16 protein-coding genes are annotated in these 17,286 nt (G+C 63.6%); 5 read left to right on the forward strand and 11 right to left on the reverse strand.

From position 1 onward, the window contains the following. Positions 1–13: 13 nt before the first annotated feature. From folD to EN869_RS25995, 3 genes are all read left to right on the forward strand, one after another. A complete protein-coding gene (gene folD / locus EN869_RS25985; RefSeq protein ID WP_127230833.1) occupies positions 14–913 on the forward strand; it encodes a bifunctional methylenetetrahydrofolate dehydrogenase/methenyltetrahydrofolate cyclohydrolase FolD in 900 nt (299 codons plus the stop codon). Between the two features lie 14 nt (positions 914–927). Beyond that, a complete protein-coding gene (locus EN869_RS25990) occupies positions 928–1,926 on the forward strand; it encodes a GlxA family transcriptional regulator (RefSeq protein WP_040988147.1) in 999 nt (332 codons plus the stop codon). Positions 1,927–2,039: 113 nt separating this feature from the next. Continuing rightward, entirely contained in the window at positions 2,040–3,698 is a 1,659-nt protein-coding gene (locus tag EN869_RS25995) for a VWA domain-containing protein (RefSeq protein ID WP_127230834.1), read from the forward strand. 68 nt (positions 3,699–3,766) lie between these two features. On the opposite strand, the gene edd is transcribed toward EN869_RS25995, so the two are convergent. Genes edd through zwf form a run of 3 tightly spaced genes read right to left on the reverse strand, consistent with a single transcriptional unit; the run spans position 3,767 to position 7,817 of the window. Beyond that, positions 3,767–5,590 carry a phosphogluconate dehydratase gene (gene edd, locus EN869_RS26000; RefSeq protein WP_127230835.1) on the reverse strand — a complete coding sequence of 608 codons (1,824 nt, stop codon included), beginning with the start codon at positions 5,588–5,590 and terminating at the stop codon, positions 3,767–3,769. A gap of 59 nt (positions 5,591–5,649) precedes the next feature. After that, entirely contained in the window at positions 5,650–6,366 is a 717-nt protein-coding gene (gene pgl, locus EN869_RS26005; RefSeq protein ID WP_127230836.1) for a 6-phosphogluconolactonase, read from the reverse strand. Then, positions 6,348–7,817 (reverse strand): glucose-6-phosphate dehydrogenase, encoded by a 1,470-nt coding sequence (gene zwf, locus EN869_RS26010; protein WP_127230837.1) that lies wholly within the window; start codon positions 7,815–7,817, stop codon positions 6,348–6,350. The genes pgl and zwf overlap by 19 nt, the downstream gene beginning before the upstream one ends. 308 nt (positions 7,818–8,125) lie before the next feature. Here zwf and EN869_RS26015 point away from each other — a divergent pair, with 308 nt between their 5' ends. Then, the gene (locus EN869_RS26015) at positions 8,126–8,872 is read left to right on the forward strand and encodes an SDR family oxidoreductase (protein WP_127230839.1); all 747 of its coding nucleotides are present in this window, start codon (positions 8,126–8,128) and stop codon (positions 8,870–8,872) included. A 310-nt stretch (positions 8,873–9,182) separates the two neighbouring features. On the opposite strand, the gene EN869_RS34590 is transcribed toward EN869_RS26015, so the two are convergent. The 5 genes from EN869_RS34590 to EN869_RS26040 all read right to left on the reverse strand — a co-directional run bounded on the left by EN869_RS34590 (position 9,183) and on the right by EN869_RS26040 (position 13,914). Beyond that, positions 9,183–9,440 (reverse strand): hypothetical protein, encoded by a 258-nt coding sequence (locus EN869_RS34590; protein ID WP_167507098.1) that lies wholly within the window; start codon positions 9,438–9,440, stop codon positions 9,183–9,185. 35 nt (positions 9,441–9,475) lie between these two features. Continuing rightward, positions 9,476–10,375 (reverse strand): SH3 domain-containing protein, encoded by a 900-nt coding sequence (locus EN869_RS26025; protein WP_167507099.1) that lies wholly within the window; start codon positions 10,373–10,375, stop codon positions 9,476–9,478. Positions 10,376–10,633: 258 nt separating this feature from the next. Further along, positions 10,634–11,920, reverse strand: coding sequence for an FAD-binding oxidoreductase (locus EN869_RS26030; protein ID WP_127230838.1), 1,287 nt, complete (start codon positions 11,918–11,920; stop codon positions 10,634–10,636). A gap of 146 nt (positions 11,921–12,066) precedes the next feature. Further along, the gene (locus tag EN869_RS26035) at positions 12,067–12,435 is read right to left on the reverse strand and encodes a four helix bundle protein (protein ID WP_127230614.1); all 369 of its coding nucleotides are present in this window, start codon (positions 12,433–12,435) and stop codon (positions 12,067–12,069) included. A 45-nt stretch (positions 12,436–12,480) separates the two neighbouring features. After that, entirely contained in the window at positions 12,481–13,914 is a 1,434-nt protein-coding gene (locus EN869_RS26040; protein WP_127230665.1) for a glutamine synthetase family protein, read from the reverse strand. Positions 13,915–14,083: 169 nt separating this feature from the next. On the opposite strand from EN869_RS26040, the gene EN869_RS26045 reads away from it, so the two are divergent. Further along, positions 14,084–14,797 carry an HAD family hydrolase gene (locus tag EN869_RS26045; protein ID WP_127230615.1) on the forward strand — a complete coding sequence of 238 codons (714 nt, stop codon included), beginning with the start codon at positions 14,084–14,086 and terminating at the stop codon, positions 14,795–14,797. A 29-nt stretch (positions 14,798–14,826) separates the two neighbouring features. Here EN869_RS26045 and EN869_RS26050 read toward each other — a convergent pair whose 3' ends face one another. The 3 genes from EN869_RS26050 to aceA all read right to left on the reverse strand — a co-directional run bounded on the left by EN869_RS26050 (position 14,827) and on the right by aceA (position 17,088). Next, positions 14,827–15,276, reverse strand: a complete 450-nt coding sequence (locus EN869_RS26050; RefSeq protein ID WP_127230666.1) for a response regulator — start codon at positions 15,274–15,276, stop codon at positions 14,827–14,829. Positions 15,277–15,501: 225 nt separating this feature from the next. After that, on the reverse strand, positions 15,502–15,744 hold the full coding sequence (locus EN869_RS26055) for a hypothetical protein (protein WP_127230616.1): 243 nt from the start codon (positions 15,742–15,744) through the stop codon (positions 15,502–15,504). A 54-nt stretch (positions 15,745–15,798) separates the two neighbouring features. Then, positions 15,799–17,088 (reverse strand): isocitrate lyase, encoded by a 1,290-nt coding sequence (gene aceA / locus EN869_RS26060; RefSeq protein ID WP_127230617.1) that lies wholly within the window; start codon positions 17,086–17,088, stop codon positions 15,799–15,801. Positions 17,089–17,286: the final 198 nt, after the last annotated feature.

Consider the following 17,286-nt stretch of genomic DNA (forward strand, 5'->3'; position numbering starts at 1 on the left):
CGGAGAGTTCGTGATGACCGAAGTGATTGACGGAAAGCGTGTCGCCGAGGATGTGGTTTCGAAGGTCAAGGCGCTGACGTCGGAGCTTTCGGCCAAGGGCGCCACCAAGCCCGGCCTGGCGGTGGTCATTGTCGGTGAGGATCCGGCAAGCCAGGTCTACGTCGCCTCGAAATCGCGCACCGCCAAGGAATGCGGCTTCCATTCGCTCCAGCACACGCTGCCGGCCGACACCAGCGAGGAACAGTTGCTGAAGATCATCGGCGACCTCAACGCCGACAAGTCGATCCACGGCATCCTCGTGCAATTGCCGCTTCCCGGCCATATCGATGCCGGCAAGGTCATCCAGACGATCGCGCCGGAGAAGGATGTCGACGGCTTCCATTTCATCAATGTCGGCAAGCTCGGCACCGGCGAGTTGGAGACCGCATTCGTGCCCTGCACGCCGGCTGGCTCCATGCTTTTGATCGAACGCGTGCGCGGCAAGGACCTTTCCGGTCTCAACGCCGTCGTCGTCGGCCGCTCCAACATCGTCGGCAAGCCGATGGCCAATCTGCTGCTCGCCGCCAACTGCACCGTCACCATTGCCCACAGCCGCACCAGGGACCTGCCGGCGCTGGCGCGCACCGCCGACATCCTGGTCGCCGCCGTCGGCCGCCCCGAGATGGTCAGGGGCGATTGGGTGAAGCCCGGCGCCACCGTGATCGACGTCGGGATCAACCGCATCCCGGCGCCCGAGAAGGGCGAAGGCAAGAGCCGCCTGGTCGGCGACGTCGCCTACTCCGAAGCCGCCAAGGTCGCCGGCGCCATTACGCCGGTCCCTGGCGGCGTCGGGCCGATGACCATTGCCATGCTGATGGCGAACACTGTAGCTTCCGCCTACCTCGCGGCCGGGCTGAAGCGGCCGTCCTTCTGATCGAAAGCAGATCCTTGCCGAACCTTACTGCTCCTATCGAACGGCCGATCACGAACGATCCCGTTCAGGGCGGCCGCCAGTTCGGCTTTCTGCTGGTCGACAAATTCTCGATGTTCTCGCTGGCGGCGGCCATCGACTGCTTCCGCTCGGCCAACCGCCTGCTCGGTCGCGACTTCTACGGCTGGACGACGATCTCGGCCGACGGCGACGCGGTCATGGCCTCGAACGGCCTGCCGCTGAAGATCGACTATTCGGTCGCCGACATGCCGCCGGTCGACATCCTGTTCGTCTCGGTCGGGCTTACCACCGAATTCCCGGGCAAGAGCAAGGTGCTGGCCGCGCTGCGCAGCTGGGGCCGGCGCGGCAATGCGCTCGGCGCGCTCTCGGTCGGCTCGTATCTGCTGGCCGAGGCCGGACAGCTCGACGGCTACCGCTGCACCATCCATTGGGAAAATCGCGCCGGCTTCATGGAGCGCTTTCCCGACATCAACTGCACCGGCAACGTCTTCGAGATCGACCGCAAGCGCTACACCTGCGCCGGCGGTACGACCTCGATCGACCTGATGCTGGAGATCGTCCGCGGTGATTTCGGCTCCAACCTCGCCAATGGCGTCGCCAACCAGTTCCAGCACGAACGCATCCGCTCGGCCGGCGACCGCCAGCGCGTCGGACCTGAGCGCGACCTCACCGGCAAGTCGGAAAAGCTTAGGCGCATCGTCGAATTGATGGCCGACCATCTCGACGAGCCGCTGTCTGCGGTGCAGCTCGCCAAGTCTGCGGGGCTTTCGGTGCGCCAGGTCGAACGGCTGTTCCTGCGTCACCTCAGCGTGACGCCCGGCCGCTATTACATGCGGCTGAGGCTCGAACGGGCGCGCGAATTGCTGCGCCAGACCAACATGCCGATCCTCGACGTGGCGATCGCCACCGGCTTCACCTCGCACTCCTATTTCGCGCAGAGCTACAGGCTGCAATTCGGCCGTCCGCCCTCGGAAGAACGGCGCACCACCTACTGATACCCAAGCTCCACGAGCGAATGCCTAGCAGGGGCAACTCCCGCAGACTTGTATCCTGACGCCGTGTCAAATAGCTTTCCGGGCGCGGACGGGGGTTCACTCAGGAGATTTCTATGGCGGGACTGGCACGGAGCGTTGCTGCGGCGATCCTCCTTTTGTCGATGACCACGTTTGGCTTTGCCGCCAACAAGGTCATTATCATCCTCGATGCATCGGGCTCCATGTGGGCTCAGATCGATGGCAAGCCGAAGCTGGAAATCGCGCGTGAATCGCTGCGCACGGTCCTGCAGTCGGTTCCGGCCGACGACGAGATCGGCTTCATGGCCTATGGCCACCGCACCAAAGGCAGCTGCGACGACATAGAGCTGATCGTGCCGCCGCAGGCCGGTTCCGCCAGCGCCATTTCGGCAGCGGCCGACAGCATGAAATTCCTCGGCAAGACGCCGCTGACGGCTGCCGTCAAGCAGGCCGCCGAGGCGCTGAAATACACCGAGGACAAGGCAACGGTGGTGCTGATCACCGACGGCCTGGAGACCTGTGGCGGCGATCCATGCGCGCTCGGCAAGGAACTCGAGCAAAGCGGCGTCGACTTCACCGCCGATGTCGTCGGTTTCGGCCTGACCGCAGACGAAGGCAAGCAGATCGCGTGCCTGGCCGAGAACACAGGCGGCAAATACATCCAGGCCTCCGACGAGAAAGCGCTGCAGGATGCCCTGGTCGAGACCGTGGCGGCTCCGGCGCCGGCGCCTGAGCCCGCTCCGGCACCCGCGCCGGCGCCCGCGCCCGCCAAGCCTGAATTCAATTTCATGCCGAGCGTGGTCATGGCCGAGGGAGGTCCCGAGATCTCCGACAACGGCAATGCCTGGGAAATCTACAAGGCCAATGCGGACGGCTCGCGCGGCGATCAGGTCATGACCGAGTATGGCGAGCTGAAAACCAATCTCGAACCGGGCGATTATATCGTCGTCGGCCGCGACGACGAGGCAAGAAGCGAGCAGAAGATCAAGATCGAGGCCGGTCAGGTTTACAAGCCGCTGTTCACGCTCAACGGCGGCACGCTGGTTATCCATCCGCATGCGAGCCAGGGATCGGAGATTAGCGGCGAGGCGCGTGTCGACTTCGCCTATCCCGGCGGCAGCACCACCCACTATGGCGACGCCAAGGCCACGGTGCCTGCCGGCGAGCAGAAGGTGACGGTGCAGATCGGCGCCGGCACAGTAACGGAGACCATCCAGCTTGCAGCTGGACAGACAGTCGATAAGGACGTCGTCGTCGGCGTCGGCCACGCCGTGCTCAATGCCTTCTACACCGCAGGCGGCGACAAGGCCGACAATTCCGGTCTCGGCTTCGAAATCGTCAAGGCGAAGAAGAAGATCGACGGCAGCCGCGAGAGCGTCGAGCACTCCTACGGTCCGGACAGCAAGTTCTGGCTGCCGCCGGACGACTATGTCGCGCTCACGACCCTCGATCTCGCCGTCGTCGAGCAGCCCTTCACCATCAAGGCCGGCGACAACCAGGACATCAAGGTCCCGCTCGACGCCGGCGTGCTGGCGATGTCGGCGCCCGGCGCTTACTCGATCGAGGTGTTCTCGTCGAAGAAGGACATAGAGGGCAAGCGCAAGTCGCTGGGCCTAAGCTATGGCGACAGCTGGCAGCAGACGATTCCCGCCGGCGACTACGCGGTCGTGCGTCACGCCCCCGATCAGGGCCAGGACAAGGAAATGCCCGTGACGATCAAGGCCGGCGAGCGGAGCGAGATCACCCTTCAGTAGGCGTTGCAGCCAGGCGGCAAAAAGGGGCGGCATCGGGCCGTCCCTTTTTTTAAGCTGTTGCGAACAGATCAGGCGTTGCCGAACGCCGCCGCCCCATGGTCGGCGCGGCCGACCAGTTGCCGGAACCCGGCAAACAGCTCGCGGCCGAAGCCGAACTCGTTGCCGATGAGGTCGGCGTCGGCCGTGCGGCGCAACGCGAATTCCGTTCCCGGCACCAGCACTTCCAGCGTGCCGGCATCCGCATCGAGCCGGATGACGTCGCCGTCATGGATCCTGGCGATCGGTCCGTCTTCGACCGCTTCCGGCGTCACATGGATCGCCGCCGGCACCTTGCCGGAAGCGCCCGACATGCGCCCGTCGGTCACCAGCGCGACGCGCTGGCCGCGATCCTGCAGGATGCCGAGCACGGTGGTCAGCTTGTGCAGCTCCGGCATGCCGTTGGCCTTCGGGCCCTGGAACCGGATGACGGCGATGAAATCGCCGGTAAGCTGGCCAGCCTTGAAGGCGTCGTTCAACGCCTGCTGGCTGTCGAACACCTTTGCCGGCGCCTCGATGACGCGCCGCTCTGGCTTCACCGCTGAGGTCTTGATCACCGCGTGGCCGAGATTGCCGCCCAGCACTTTCAGGCCGCCCGTCGGCTGGAACGCTTTGCTGACCGGCGCAAGCACCTTCTCGTCGCCGCTCGTGAGCGGTGCGGCCTCGCGCACCACGCCGCCGTCGTCGCCGAGTCTCGCCTCGACCGCATAGGGCCGCAGGCCTTCGCCCCACACTGTCTGCACATCCTCATGCAGCAGGCCTTCGTCGAGCAATTCGCGGATCAGGAAACCGAGCCCGCCGGCGGCGTGGAAATGGTTCACGTCGGCAAGTCCGTTCGGATAGACGCGGGCGAGCAGCGGCACGGCTTCCGACAGGTCGGAAATATCCTGCCAGGTCAGCGCGATGCCGCCGGCGGCTGCCATCGCGATCAGGTGGATCGTATGGTTGGTCGAGCCGCCCGTGGCGTGGAGACCGACCACGCCATTGACGATGGAGCGCTCGTCGATCATGCGCCCGACCGGCGTATAGGCATTGCCGAGCGCGGTGATCGCCAGCGCCCGCTTCGCCGCTTCCCTGGTCAGCGCGTCGCGCAGCGGCGTGCCCGGATTGACGAAGGAAGCGCCGGGCGTGTGCAGGCCCATGATCTCCATCAGCATCTGGTTGGAATTGGCGGTGCCGTAGAAGGTGCAGGTACCCGGCCCGTGATAGGATTTGGACTCCGCCTCCAGCAATTCGGCCCGACCGACCTTGCCTTCGGCGTAAAGCTGACGGACCTTTGCCTTCTCATCGTTCGCCAGGCCCGTCGTCATTGGCCCCGCCGGGATGAAGACGGCCGGCAGGTGGCCGAAGGTGAGCGCTCCGATCACCAGCCCTGGCACGATCTTGTCGCAGACACCGAGGAACACGGCCGCGTCGAACATGTTGTGCGACAGGCCGATAGCCGCCGCCATGGCGATCACGTCGCGCGAGAACAGCGACAGCTCCATGCCGGGCTGGCCCTGGGTGACACCGTCGCACATGGCCGGCACGCCACCGGCGACTTGAGCGATGCCGCCGGCCTCCCGCGCCGCTTCCTTGATCAGCGCCGGGAAGGTCTCGAAGGGCTGATGCGCCGACAGCATGTCGTTGTAGGAGGTGATGATGCCGAGGTTCGGCACCCCGTCGCCGCCAAGGGCGATCTTTTCCGACGGGCTGCACACGGCAAAGCCGTGGGCGAGATTGCCGCAGCCCAGCACCGCGCGGTTGGCGGTGTGGCTGGAGGCCTCCGCGATGCGGCCGAGATAGGCTTCGCGGCCGGCTTTCGAACGTTGGCGGATGCGTTCCGTGATGGCTTCGATGTCGCGTCTGGCTGTCATGGTCCGTCCTTTCGAGCCCGGCGACATCCTCCCAGCGCCGTCGGGCCGTCTTGTTTCAATCAGGGTGCCCAGAACACCTCTATTGGTTTCGGCGCCGCCTCGATCACTCTGCGGATGGGCTTTTTCACGCCTGGCCCCATCGCGCCGTTAAAGGCGGTGCGCTTGTCTTCGCCTTCGATGTGCAGCGCAACGAAGCCGGCGGCGACGATGCGCGCCATCGACAGTGTGAGCCGCGGCTCGCCGCCGCTCGCCGCATGCACCGGCAGAACGATCCGCTGCGAGGCCGGATCGAGCAATTCCTCAAGGTTGCCGGCATCCGGAAAGAACGAGGCCGTATGGCCGTCGCCGCCCATGCCGAGGATCACCACGTCCAGCGGCCAGGGCAGCGACCGCAGCGCTTCGCTGTCCGTTGCCGCCGCGTCCTCGATGCTTGCGGCCTCGTGGTAGAGCGGCACGAAACGCGCCGCCGCCGCCTTGTTCTGCAACAGGTTGGCAGCCACCAGCCCAGCATTCGAGCGCGGCGAGGACGGCGGCACGAAGCGCTCGTCGACCAGCGTCACGACAACCCTGTCCCAGGCGATCGGGATCGCGGAGAGTGCTGCAAAGAATTTCGCCGGCGTCGTGCCGCCGGAGACCGCAAGCAGGGCAGTGCCGCGTTGCGCGATCGCATTGGTCAGCAGGGCGGCGACATGGTCGGTCAGGGCCGCCGCCAGTTGCGGGCGGTCGGCAAAGCCGTTCCAGTTGAAACGCGGCTCGCTCAATTGCTCTCGTGCCATGTCCGTCCGTCACGTTCGATGAGCGCGATGGAAGCCGACGGCCCCCATGTTCCGGCCGTGTAGCCCTGAGCTTCCTGCTTGGCGCTTTCCCAGGAATTCTGGATCGGGTCGATCCATTTCCACGCCGCCTCGACTTCGTCGCGGCGCATGAACAGCGTCTGGTTGCCGCGCACCACATCCATGATCAGCCGCTCATAGGCGTCCGGCGCGCGTCCGTCGAAGGATTGCGCGAAGCTCATGTCGAGCGAGATCTGGCGGAGCCGCATGCCGCCCGGTCCCGGATCCTTGATCATGATGTACTGCTTGACGCCTTCGTCCGGCTGCAGTCGGATCACCAGCTGGTTGGCGAAGATCGGCCCGGCGCTTTCGTCGAAGATCGAAAAGGGGATCGGCTTGAACTCGATGACGATCTCCGAAACCCGGCTTGCCAGCCGTTTGCCGGTCCTGAGATAGAACGGAACGCCGGCCCAGCGCCAATTGCCGATTTCGGCCCTGATGGCCACGAAGGTCTCGGTGGTGCTGTCCTTGCCGAGTTCCTCGACATAGCCCTTAACCGGGCCGCCCGCCGAGGCGCCGGCGCGATACTGGCCGCGCACCGTGTGCTTGGGCGCCTCGTTGCCATTGATGCGCTTCAGCGCCCTGAGCACCTTCAGCTTCTCGTCGCGAACGGCGTCGGCGTCCATCGAGGACGGCGTCTCCATGGCGACCAGGCAAAGCAGCTGCAGCATGTGGTTCTGCACCATGTCGCGCAGCGCGCCGGCCTTGTCGTAATAGGTGACACGGTCTTCGAGGCCGACGGTCTCGGCGACCGTGATCTGCACATGGTCGATATGCGCCGAATTCCACAACGGCTGATAGAGCGCGTTGGCGAAGCGCAGCGCCATCAGGTTCTGCACCGTCTCCTTGCCGAGATAATGGTCGATGCGGAAGATCTGGCCTTCGTCAAAATCATCGCCAACTGCATCGTTGAGCGCCCGTGCCGAAGCGAGGTCGCGGCCGATCGGCTTTTCCAGCACAATGCGCGAGTTCGGCGTGATCAGCTTATGTTGCTTGAGCTGGTGCGAGATGTCGCCGAACAGCGCCGGCGCCACCGCGAGGTAGAAGGCGCGGACACGGTCGCTGTCGCCGATCGCCTTCTTGAGCTTGTCGAAGCCGGCGCCGGTGGTCGCATCCGCCGAAACATAGGAGAGGCGGGCGAGGAACGTGTCGAGTTCCTTGGGGTCGATGTCGGCCGGCTTGACATGGTGCGATATTGCCTGATTGGCGAAGGCCTGGAACTCGGCGTCGGTCATCTTTGCGCGCGACGTCCCGATGATGCGCGTCGGTTCGGAGAACTGATGGTCGCGCTGGCGATAATAGAGCGACGGCAGGAGCTTGCGTTCCGACAGGTCGCCGGTGCCGCCGAAGATGATGAAGTCGAAGGGATCGACAGGGATGATCTGGCTGGTCATGGTCAGTCCGATTTGATGCCGGTTGGCGGCAGCGTGGTTGGTATATTCTAATCGATTTAAATTTTCCAGTGCCATGGTGTCACATGTAAGGACCAATCGCTTGCGCTTGCATCGGCCCACATGTTTCCCGACACTCGCGCCGCCGGCAGGCTTGTCGGCAAGCCATGGCTTCCGGCGGCGTTCGCACCTGCACCATAGAACGCGAATGTGACGAAAGCTAAGGGAGATATTGTCGGGCGTGGCGTGGGCGGACGACAGGTGGAAAAAGTCACGTCAAAAACTGCGGAAATTCAATGAACGGGAAAACCATGCGTCTGGAAAACAAGGTCGCCGTCATCACTGGTGCCGCGTCGGGCTTCGGCGCGGGTATGGCGAAACGCTTTGCCGAAGAGGGCGCGCGCGTGGTCGTCGCCGATCTCAACGCCAAGGGCGCCGAGCGGGTGGCCGAAGAGATCGGCGCCAATGCGATCTGGACCCAGACCGATGTTTCGCTACGCTCCGAATTCGACGAAATGATCTATGCCGCCAAGAGCGCCTTCGGCCGCATCGACATTATGGTCAACAATGCGGGCTTCACTCACCGCAACGGCGATATGCTCGGCGTCGACGAGGAAACCTTCGACCTGATCACCGCTGTCAATATGAAGGCGATCTATCACGCGGCTCTCGCCGTCGTGCCGATCATGGACCGGCAGGGTGGCGGCGTCATCCTGACCACGGCCTCGACGGCCGGGCTCAGGCCGCGCCCTGGCCTGACCTGGTACAATGCCTCCAAGGGCTGGGCGATCACCGCCACCAAGTCGATGGCCGTGGAGCTGGCGCCGAAGAACATTCGCGTCAACTGCCTGTGCCCGGTCGCCGGCGAGACCGGCATGCTGGAAAAATTCATGGGCGCCGACACGCCGGAGATCCGCGAGAAATTCCGCGCCTCGATCCCGCTCGGCCGGCTCTCGACACCGCTCGATATCGCCAATGCGGCACTGTGGCTGGCCTCGGATGAAGCCGCCTTCATCACCGGCGTGGCGCTGGAGGTCGATGGCGGCCGCTGCATCTAGTCGATCACGTGCTGCTTGAGTTTGACTTGACGATCCGCCGAAAGGCACAACGGTGCCTGGGGCAGCGCCTCAAGATCTACCGGGCGAGGCGCGCAAGGGCTCGGAGCAAGGCCACCTTCATCGGCGTAACCGGCAGCTCAGGAAAGTCGACCGCAGCGAGCCTGCTCGGGCATCGAACGCAAAATATGCGCGCGCCGCGCGAGATTGCCGACCAGGTGATCTATGTCGGGGAGCATGCCCATCGCTCGAAAGCCAGCCAGGCCGATCGCGACAGCGGCCGGTTCGTCGAACTGCGCACGCCGAAGAGGTTTCAGATCATCTCAGGCGCACGGCGGCACCCGGCGAACTCATCCTTCTCAAGAGTTCTTCCAGTCTTCACCTGGAACGTTTGGCGCTTGCCTAGGCACATGATGTCAAATGCTGGATCCCCGCCTGCGGGAAGAAGGAAGGCTGCCAGGATTGCGGCCTTTTCGAAGTGCTGTTCGAGGAGCATCGGGAGTTCGTCAAGAAGCGCAGGAATGATCGCCGGCGGCAGCGCCTGCGTCGCCTCTTCGGCGGCTGACGCCATCGCGGTTCGGCCGCGGCGCTGCCGGCACAACGGCCTCACGCACCGGTCTTGACGTAGCTTTTGTAGACCCAGCCGTGCTTGCCGTTGTAGACGATCTCGCACCATTGCTTGCAGCTCATCACCTGCACCGACGCCTTGGCCGGCACCGTGGTGATTGCGGCGGCGCCTTTCTTCGGGCCGGAACGCATGGTGACGGACCTCAAAACGCGTCCATTGGCCGCGGCGCTGACTTTTTGAGCTTTCGGCTGGGGCTGAGCCGCGTCGTCGGTCGCTTCCGGCGTGGCATCGGGTACCTGCGCCTTGGCTTCGGGAATTGCGGCGGTTTGGGCGCTGTCCATCTTGTCGCCCGGCTTCTTCTCCGCTGTCGGCGTCTCGCTCGCCGGAGCGGGTGCGGCAACCTGTGACAGCGCGTCGGAAGCGTCGTTCTCGGCGGCGGGCTCGGCGAAGGCCGTATCGGTTGATCGCGCGGCGCTCGTATCGGCGGCGTGGTTGGACGGAGCTGGCTGTTCCTCGGTCTGAGCCGGCGGCGTCTTGGCTTCGGCAGGCGTCCAGCGCGGGCTGCTCGACGACAGCGCCGGAATGCTGGCTACGCGGGCCGCCGTCGTCGGCGTAACGGCATCCGCCTTGCGCGCGGCCTGCGGTGCGGCTGCTGCGACGCTGACCGCGGCGGCGGCCGGAGCGATCTTCGTCGTCTTCACCGGAATCGTCGGAACGGTCTGTTCGGCGCTTGCCGCGGCCACTTGCCGGCCACTGCCCGGAATGCACAGCCACAACGCCACCGCGGCCACGCCGAGCAGCGCTGCGGTGCCGACCGCTGCAATGACCAGATGCGCGTTCGACTGCACCTTCTGCCAGAAGGATGGCCGAACACTATAGCCGAACTGCATTGTAAAGCGCTGCCGTTCCGGCATGCCGAAACTGAAGGGCTCGTTCACTCAAACCACCTCCAACAAGCGGGCCGACGTTCTTTCGATCATTGCCATAAGGATTGGCCTTGATCGGCATCGGTCCCGAAATCACTGCGGACAGGTCCGCCAAATCCCCGGATTTTCGCCCATGATGGCATCTTTTACTGCTGATTATGGCATGAGTGAGCCAATTTGCGAAATTCTGCGCGTTCGTTAAGGCTTCAATAACCTGCCGCATGAAAGCCGCCCAGGCCGAATCGATGGCTTCGGCTCGAGCGGCCGGTTTCAGATCCGGTCGCGTAGCGCGAACCAGTTGAGCGCGAGAAACAACAGCGGCGCGCGGAACCGGCGGCCGCCCGGGAAGCCCGGGATCTTGAGGTCCTCGATCAGTTTCAGGCGGTCGCGATTGCCGGCAACGGTCTCGGCGTAGAGCTTGCCGAAGAAATTCGACAGCATGACGCCGTGCCCGGAATAGCCGCCGATCGAAATCACTTTCGGCATCACCTCGCGCACGAACGGCTTTCTTGGCACCGTGATGCCGACATAGCCGCCCCAGCCGTGCGTGATTTCGACATCCTTCAGCGCCGGATAGAGTTCGGCGATCTGCTTGCGGATGTGGATATGGATGTCCTTCGGATCGTTGACGGCATAGACCTCGCGTCCGCCGAACAGGAGACGGCCATCCTTCGACTTGCGGAAATAGCGCACCACGAAACGGGAATCGTCGACCGACTCGTCGCCGGGCAGAACTTTCGAGTCTGGGCCCAGCGGCACGGTCGCGCCGATGAACGAGCCGATCGGCATGATGTGGGCCGCGCTCACTGGTTCCAGATTGCCGCCATAGGCGTTGACCGCGATCAGGCATTTGTCGGCGGTGATTGTGCCCCTGGGCGTCGTGACCTTCACCTTGCCACCGCTGGAAATGATGCCGGTGGACGGGGTCTGCTCGAAGAGATGCGCGCCGGCCGCCGCTGCGACTTTCGCCGTGCCGATCACCAGCTTCAGCGGATGGATATGCCCGGTCCCGGTGTCGCGCGCGCCGCCGAAATAGCGCGTCGAGCCGAGCCGCTCCGCCGTCTCCGCAGCGTCCATGAAGCTGACATGCGGATAACCGAAGCGGCTCGCCATGAGCTCGGCATGGCGCTTGTAGTCGTCGACATAGCGCCGCTTGTGCGCAACCGAAAGCTGTCCCGGCATATAGTCGATCTCGATGTCGTTGGCGGCGGCGAAGCCGAACAGATGCGCCTTGGCCTCTTCCGCCATGTCGAACAGTGCCTTGGCGCGGGAAAGGCCATACTCGGCTTCCAGATCTTCCGCCCAGGCGCGCTGCCCGGTGCCGAGCTGGCCCCCATTGCGCCCCGACGCGCCGTCGCCGAAACGATAGGCCTCGATCAGCACGACATTCGCGCCCGCCTTCGCGAGATGCGCGGCCGCCGACAAGCCAGTGAAACCGCCGCCGACGATGACGACATCTGCGGCGCGGTCACCTTCGAGCGCCGGATATTCCGGCCGAGGGCCGGCCGTATCCTCGTACCACGAGCGGCCGGGGGAAATGGGGGATTGGTAGGGCATGACGCTCGTCGGGGGAGTAGGGGAGTAGGGGAGTAGGGGAGTAGGGGAGTAGGGGAGTAGGGGAGTAGGGGAGTAGGGGAGTAGGGGAGTAGGGGAGTAGGGGAGTAGGGGAGTAGGGGAGTAGGGGAGTAGGGGAGTAGGGATAGCTAGTCGGCTGCTAATTTTCGAATCAAAAGTCGAAGAAGCTTTCCCACACTTTCGGTGCTGGCCAGCAATGACGCCGTCGTCTGCTGTGACGCGATACCGGTGCGTTCAGCGATCAAAAACTGTGTTTCTAATTCCTTCAGCGATCCTTGGGCGATGCGGAGAAACTGCTGATAGGAACCCCGAATCTCTCTTCCATAACCCTCGGCTATATTTGATGGCACCGAAGCCGCGGAGCGACGCACTTGGCTGGTCAGTCCATAGAGTTCTTCCTTGGGCCAGGATTTTGTCGGGTTGTAAACCGAAACCGCCAAATCCATCGCTTGCTGCCAGACCACTAAATCCTTGTAGGAGCCTGTCTTTTCGGCCACCCGTCCTACTCCCCTACTCCCCTACTCCCCTACTCCCCTACTCCCCTATACATTCAGCAGCAGATACTCCCGCTCCCACGGGCTGATCACTTCCATGAAGGTCTCGAACTCGGCGCGCTTGATCGCGGTGTAGGTGGCGGCGAAGGATTTGCCGAGGATGGCACCGAGCTCTTTGTCGTCCTCAAACAGGCCGACGGCTTCCAGAAGGCCGCGCGGCAGGTCGATTTCATCCGCATTGGCGGTCGTCAGCACCGGTGGTTCCGCCTTGATCTTGTTGTTCATGCCGACCAGCCCGCAGGCGAGCGACGCGGCCAACGCCAGATAGGGGTTGGCGTCCGAGGATGGGATGCGGTTTTCGACGCGCCGCGCCGCCGGGTCGGAGCGCGGCACTCGGAAGGCGGTGGTGCGGTTGTCATAGCCCCATTTGTTGTTGACCGGGGCCGAGGCCTGTTGGGTCAGCCTGCGGTAGGAATTCACGTAGGGCGCGAACATCACCAGCGCGTTTGGCACATGCTTCTGCATGCCGCCGATGAAATGGAAGAATGCGTCGGTCTCGGAGCCGTCCTCGGCCGAAAAAATGTTGCGGCCGGTTTTCTTGTCAACCACCGACTGGTGGATATGCATGGCCGAGCCCGGCTGCCCCTGGATCGGCTTTGCCATGAAGGTGGCGTAGATCTCGTGCTTCAGCGCCGCCTCGCGGATCGTGCGCTTGAACATGAACACCTGGTCGGCGAGCTCGATCGGATTGCCGTGGCGCAAGTTGATCTCGAGCTGGCCGGCGCCCTCTTCGTGGATCAGCGTGTCGATCTCCAGGCCCTGCCGTTCCGAGAAATGGTAGATGTCGTCGATCAACTCGTCGAATTCGTTGACGCCGGCTATCGAATAGCCGGCACCGCCGCCGATCGGCCGTCCCGAGCGCCCGACGGGCGGCGTCAGCGGATAGTCCGGATCGGGGTTCTTGCGCACCAGATAGAACTCGATCTCGGGCGCCACGACCGGTTTGAGCCCACGCTCGTCATAGGCGGCAAGCACACGCTTCAGAACGTTGCGCGGCGTGAACTCGACCGAGCGGCCGTCCTGGTGCACGAGATCGCAGATCACTGCTGCCGTCGGGTCCTCTTCCCAGGGCACCACAGTCAGCGTCGAGAGATCGGGCAGAAGCTTCAGGTCGCCGTCATCCTCGGGATAATGGAAGCCGTTGCCGTCCTCGGGATAGCCGCCGGAGATCGTCGTCATGAACACGGCCGAGGGCAGCGCCAGCGACGTGTTGGAGGTGAATTTCTTCGACGGCATCATCTTGCCGCGGGCAACGCCGGCCTGGTCGGGCGTGATGCATTCGATGTCCTCGATGCCGCGCCATTCGAGCCATTCGCTGGCTTCCTTCCAGTTCCTCACACCGCGCTGGTTTTTCAGGAAAGCAGGCGTGCGGGTGCGTCCCCCCCGGCTTGACGGACGGACTTCCTTTTTTTCAGGCGGCATCATTCACCAGATTGTGTTGCGGATTTCGGACTATAGCCGGGCGCCACCGGGGAAGGGAAGGGGAGGTCGTCGCAGTCGCGGCAGTGGGAGGCCTTTGCTCAACCGCTTCTGACTGGCGACGGCCCCCGACAAGGTCTAGATGAGCCTATCCGAAAGTCGAGTGTCTTCCATGTCCGTTCCACGTTTGACGACAATCGGCTTCGATGCCGACGACACGCTGTGGCAGAATGAGCAGTTCTTCCGCGGCACGGAGAGGCGCCTCACCGGCTTGCTGATGCAATATGGCGACCATGAGCAAATCGCTGGGAAGCTGCTGGCGGCGGAGAAGCGAAACCTCGCCCTTTATGGCTTCGGGATCAAGGGCTTCACCTTGTCGATGATCGAGACGGCGGTCGAGGTCACCAATGGCGAGGTGTCCGGTACGGTTATCGGCGAGATCCTTGCCGCGGGCCGCGAGATGCTCAGCCATCCGATCGAGCCGCTGCCCCATGCGCGTGAAACCGTCGAGAAACTCGCCGGTGCCTACCGGCTGATCCTGATCACCAAGGGCGACCTCTTCGACCAGGAACGCAAGCTGGCGCAATCGGGACTGGGCGAGCTTTTCGACGCCGTCGAGATCGTCAGCGACAAGAGCGCGGCCACCTATGCCCGCATATTCAGCCGCCATGGCGACGGACCGCACAAGAGCATGATGGTTGGCAACTCTCTCAAGTCGGACGTGGTGCCGGCCATTGAGGCAGGGGGCTGGGGCATTCATGTGCCGCATGAATTGACTTGGGCGGTCGAGCATGCCGAGGCGCCGGTGACGGCGCCGCGTTTCCGGCGGATCGCCGATCTGAGCGAGTTACCGGCGCTGATAGAGCGCATCGCCACAGCGGGCTAACGACGTTCGGGGATGTATCCCGAAACGCGCTAGCCGCGCCCGACCAGGCGATCCACCACCGGTTGCAGTCGGTCGGGCGTGATCGGCTTGGCAACCACCGCATCCACCACGCCCGACACGCCAAGGCTTTCCGGCGTGCCATTGCTGGTTGAGAGCAGGATCACCGCGGGCAGCGGCTTGCCTGAGACCCGCCGCAGCGCGTCGATGGCGGACATCAGCCGGTCGCAATCCTTGTTGTCGGACCCGCCGTCCAGGATCACGGCGCCGGGCAGATGGCCAGCCAGGGCTTTCTCGGCAGTCTCGGGCGATTCCGAAATCGGCTTCAGCCCCGACTTCTCGACGATCTTCGACACCACGACCCGGTTGATCGACGACTTTCCGACGACCAGCACCTTGGAAAAATCCGCCGCCCTCGCGCTAGCGCGGATGGCAGGTTTCAGGTGTTTTTCGGAGGGGTCGTCACGGTCGGCGGGACACATCGGTGGGCGGGCACTCTGGTTCAATGCAGGGTTGAAACCTGAGGCACAATTGGGTGAGTTCGCGGCCGGTGTCAAGCTGAAACGGTCGTCATCGAGAATAAAGCAAGAAATTCCCGAATTCAGCACAAGTCGTGTCTCGCACGACGAAGGCAAACCGAAAAAATGCGATAGTCTCCCGAACGTATAGCGCGCGGGAGACTTTTCGCCGAGACTGTTGACGTTACGTCAAGTGTGACTCTGCTGGGTAACGATCACCGGGATCAGAAGGTCACCCCAGTTGCCGTCGCCGCCATGGTGCCTGGCCGAGCGCACCAGTTCCACCGAAACGCCTGCGTCGACTGCCTTCATGACCGACTGGTTGAGCCTGTGCAGATCGTTGGCGAGCATGCGGATCGTCGCCTGCTGATCGACGCTCATCGCGCTCGATTGCTCTTCTGCTCTTTCCTTGACGCGGCTTATCGATGCCATTGGTCTTCTCCTCGATGTGATTGCCCTGCGGGCGTTTCCTCTGGTTGTTATCCGTCACTCGGCCGCTGGCCTGAACTGGGCGTGCTCGGTCGATTCATGCATGGCGGTGGTCGAAGACTGGCCGCCGGTGATCGCCATCGACACGGCGTCGAAATAGCCGGTGCCGACCTCACGCTGGTGCTTGGTCGCGGTATAGCCGCGGGCTTCAGCCGCGAACTCCGCCTCCTGCAACTCCGAATAGGCGGCCATCTGGCGGTCCTTGTAGCCGCGCGCCAGCTCGAACATGCCGAAGTTCAGCTGGTGGAAGCCGGCGAGCGTGATGAACTGGAACTTGTAGCCCATCGCGCCAAGCTCCTTCTGGAACTTCGCGATCGTCGCGTCGTCGAGGTTCTTCTTCCAGTTGAAGGACGGCGAGCAGTTGTAGGCGAGCAGCTTGCCGGGATGATGCTTGTGCACGCCTTCGGCGAACCTCCTGGCCTGCGCCAGATCCGGCTTCGAGGTCTCGCACCAGATCAGGTCGGCATGCGGCGCGTAAGCCACGGCGCGCGCGATGCAGGGCTCGATGCCGTTCCTCACATTGTAGAAGCCCTCGACCGTGCGGCCGGCGTCGTAGTCGACAAAAGCCCGGTCGCGCTCGTCGATATCGGAGGTCAAAAGCTTTGCCGCTTCCGCGTCCGTGCGCGCCACCACCAGCGTCGGCGTGCCCATCACGTCGGCCGCGAGGCGCGCCGCGTTGAGGTTGCGGATATGCGCCGCCGTCGGGATCAGCACTTTGCCGCCGAGATGGCCGCACTTCTTCTCCGACGCCAGCTGGTCTTCATAATGGACACCGGCAGCGCCGGCTTCGATGAAGGCCTTCATGATCTCGAAAGCGTTGAGCGGGCCGCCGAAGCCGGCCTCCGCATCGGCGACGATCGGCGCGAACCAGGTCTCGACCGACAACCCCTTGCCTTCCGAGGTTTCGATCTGGTCGGCGCGCTGCAAGGTGCGATTGATCCGCTTGACCAGTTCCGGCGCGGCGTTGGCCGGGTAAAGCGACTGGTCTGGGTACATGGCGGACGCCGTATTGGCGTCGGCGGCCACCTGCCAGCCCGAGAGATAAATCGCCTTGAGCCCCGCGCGAACCTGCTGCATCGCCTGGTTGCCGGACATCGCGCCGAGCGCGTTGACGAAATCCTCCTCGTGGATGAGCTTCCACAACCGGTTCGCGCCCATCTCGGCCAGCGTCTGGCGGATTTGCACCGAGCCGCGCAGCCGCTTCACATCCTCTGGCGAGTAGGGGCGCTCGATCCCGTCGAACCGGCCCTCGGGCGCGGAAGGAACGAGGTTGTAAAAATCGGTCATTGGTCACTCCGGATCGCTTGAAAACTGCTTTGGCCGCACATCGAAAAGGTATGCTTCGCGACGTCTGCGTATGACACCATTTACATTGCAGCGCGAAAGGCAGCGAGAAAAACCAGAAATTTATCCAAGAAATAAAGGAAAAGCTGTGTTGCCATTGACAGGCTGGGTCTGTAAATTTGTCACGATTGTAAAAGCGTC

Origin of the sequence: Mesorhizobium sp. M2D.F.Ca.ET.226.01.1.1, from assembly GCF_004022705.2 — a bacterium.
Classification (GTDB): Bacteria; Pseudomonadota; Alphaproteobacteria; order Rhizobiales; family Rhizobiaceae; genus Mesorhizobium.

What these genes read in the sequence shown, in the direction of transcription:
- aceA (WP_127230617.1), bottom strand. Translation starts at nt 17,088, where the DNA reads ATGACCGATTTTTACAACCTCGTTCCTTCCGCGCCCGAGGGCCGGTTC.
- edd (WP_127230835.1), bottom strand. Translation starts at nt 5,590, where the DNA reads ATGACAGCCAGACGCGACATCGAAGCCATCACGGAACGCATCCGCCAA.
- EN869_RS26015 (WP_127230839.1), top strand. Translation starts at nt 8,126, where the DNA reads ATGCGTCTGGAAAACAAGGTCGCCGTCATCACTGGTGCCGCGTCGGGC.
- folD (WP_127230833.1), top strand. Translation starts at nt 14, where the DNA reads ATGACCGAAGTGATTGACGGAAAGCGTGTCGCCGAGGATGTGGTTTCG.
- EN869_RS26050 (WP_127230666.1), bottom strand. Translation starts at nt 15,276, where the DNA reads ATGTGTCCCGCCGACCGTGACGACCCCTCCGAAAAACACCTGAAACCT.
- pgl (WP_127230836.1), bottom strand. Translation starts at nt 6,366, where the DNA reads ATGGCACGAGAGCAATTGAGCGAGCCGCGTTTCAACTGGAACGGCTTT.
- zwf (WP_127230837.1), bottom strand. Translation starts at nt 7,817, where the DNA reads ATGACCAGCCAGATCATCCCTGTCGATCCCTTCGACTTCATCATCTTC.
- EN869_RS26040 (WP_127230665.1), bottom strand. Translation starts at nt 13,914, where the DNA reads ATGCCGCCTGAAAAAAAGGAAGTCCGTCCGTCAAGCCGGGGGGGACGC.
- EN869_RS26030 (WP_127230838.1), bottom strand. Translation starts at nt 11,920, where the DNA reads ATGCCCTACCAATCCCCCATTTCCCCCGGCCGCTCGTGGTACGAGGAT.
- EN869_RS25995 (WP_127230834.1), top strand. Translation starts at nt 2,040, where the DNA reads ATGGCGGGACTGGCACGGAGCGTTGCTGCGGCGATCCTCCTTTTGTCG.
- EN869_RS34590 (WP_167507098.1), bottom strand. Translation starts at nt 9,440, where the DNA reads ATGGCGTCAGCCGCCGAAGAGGCGACGCAGGCGCTGCCGCCGGCGATC.
- EN869_RS26055 (WP_127230616.1), bottom strand. Translation starts at nt 15,744, where the DNA reads ATGGCATCGATAAGCCGCGTCAAGGAAAGAGCAGAAGAGCAATCGAGC.
- EN869_RS26045 (WP_127230615.1), top strand. Translation starts at nt 14,084, where the DNA reads ATGTCCGTTCCACGTTTGACGACAATCGGCTTCGATGCCGACGACACG.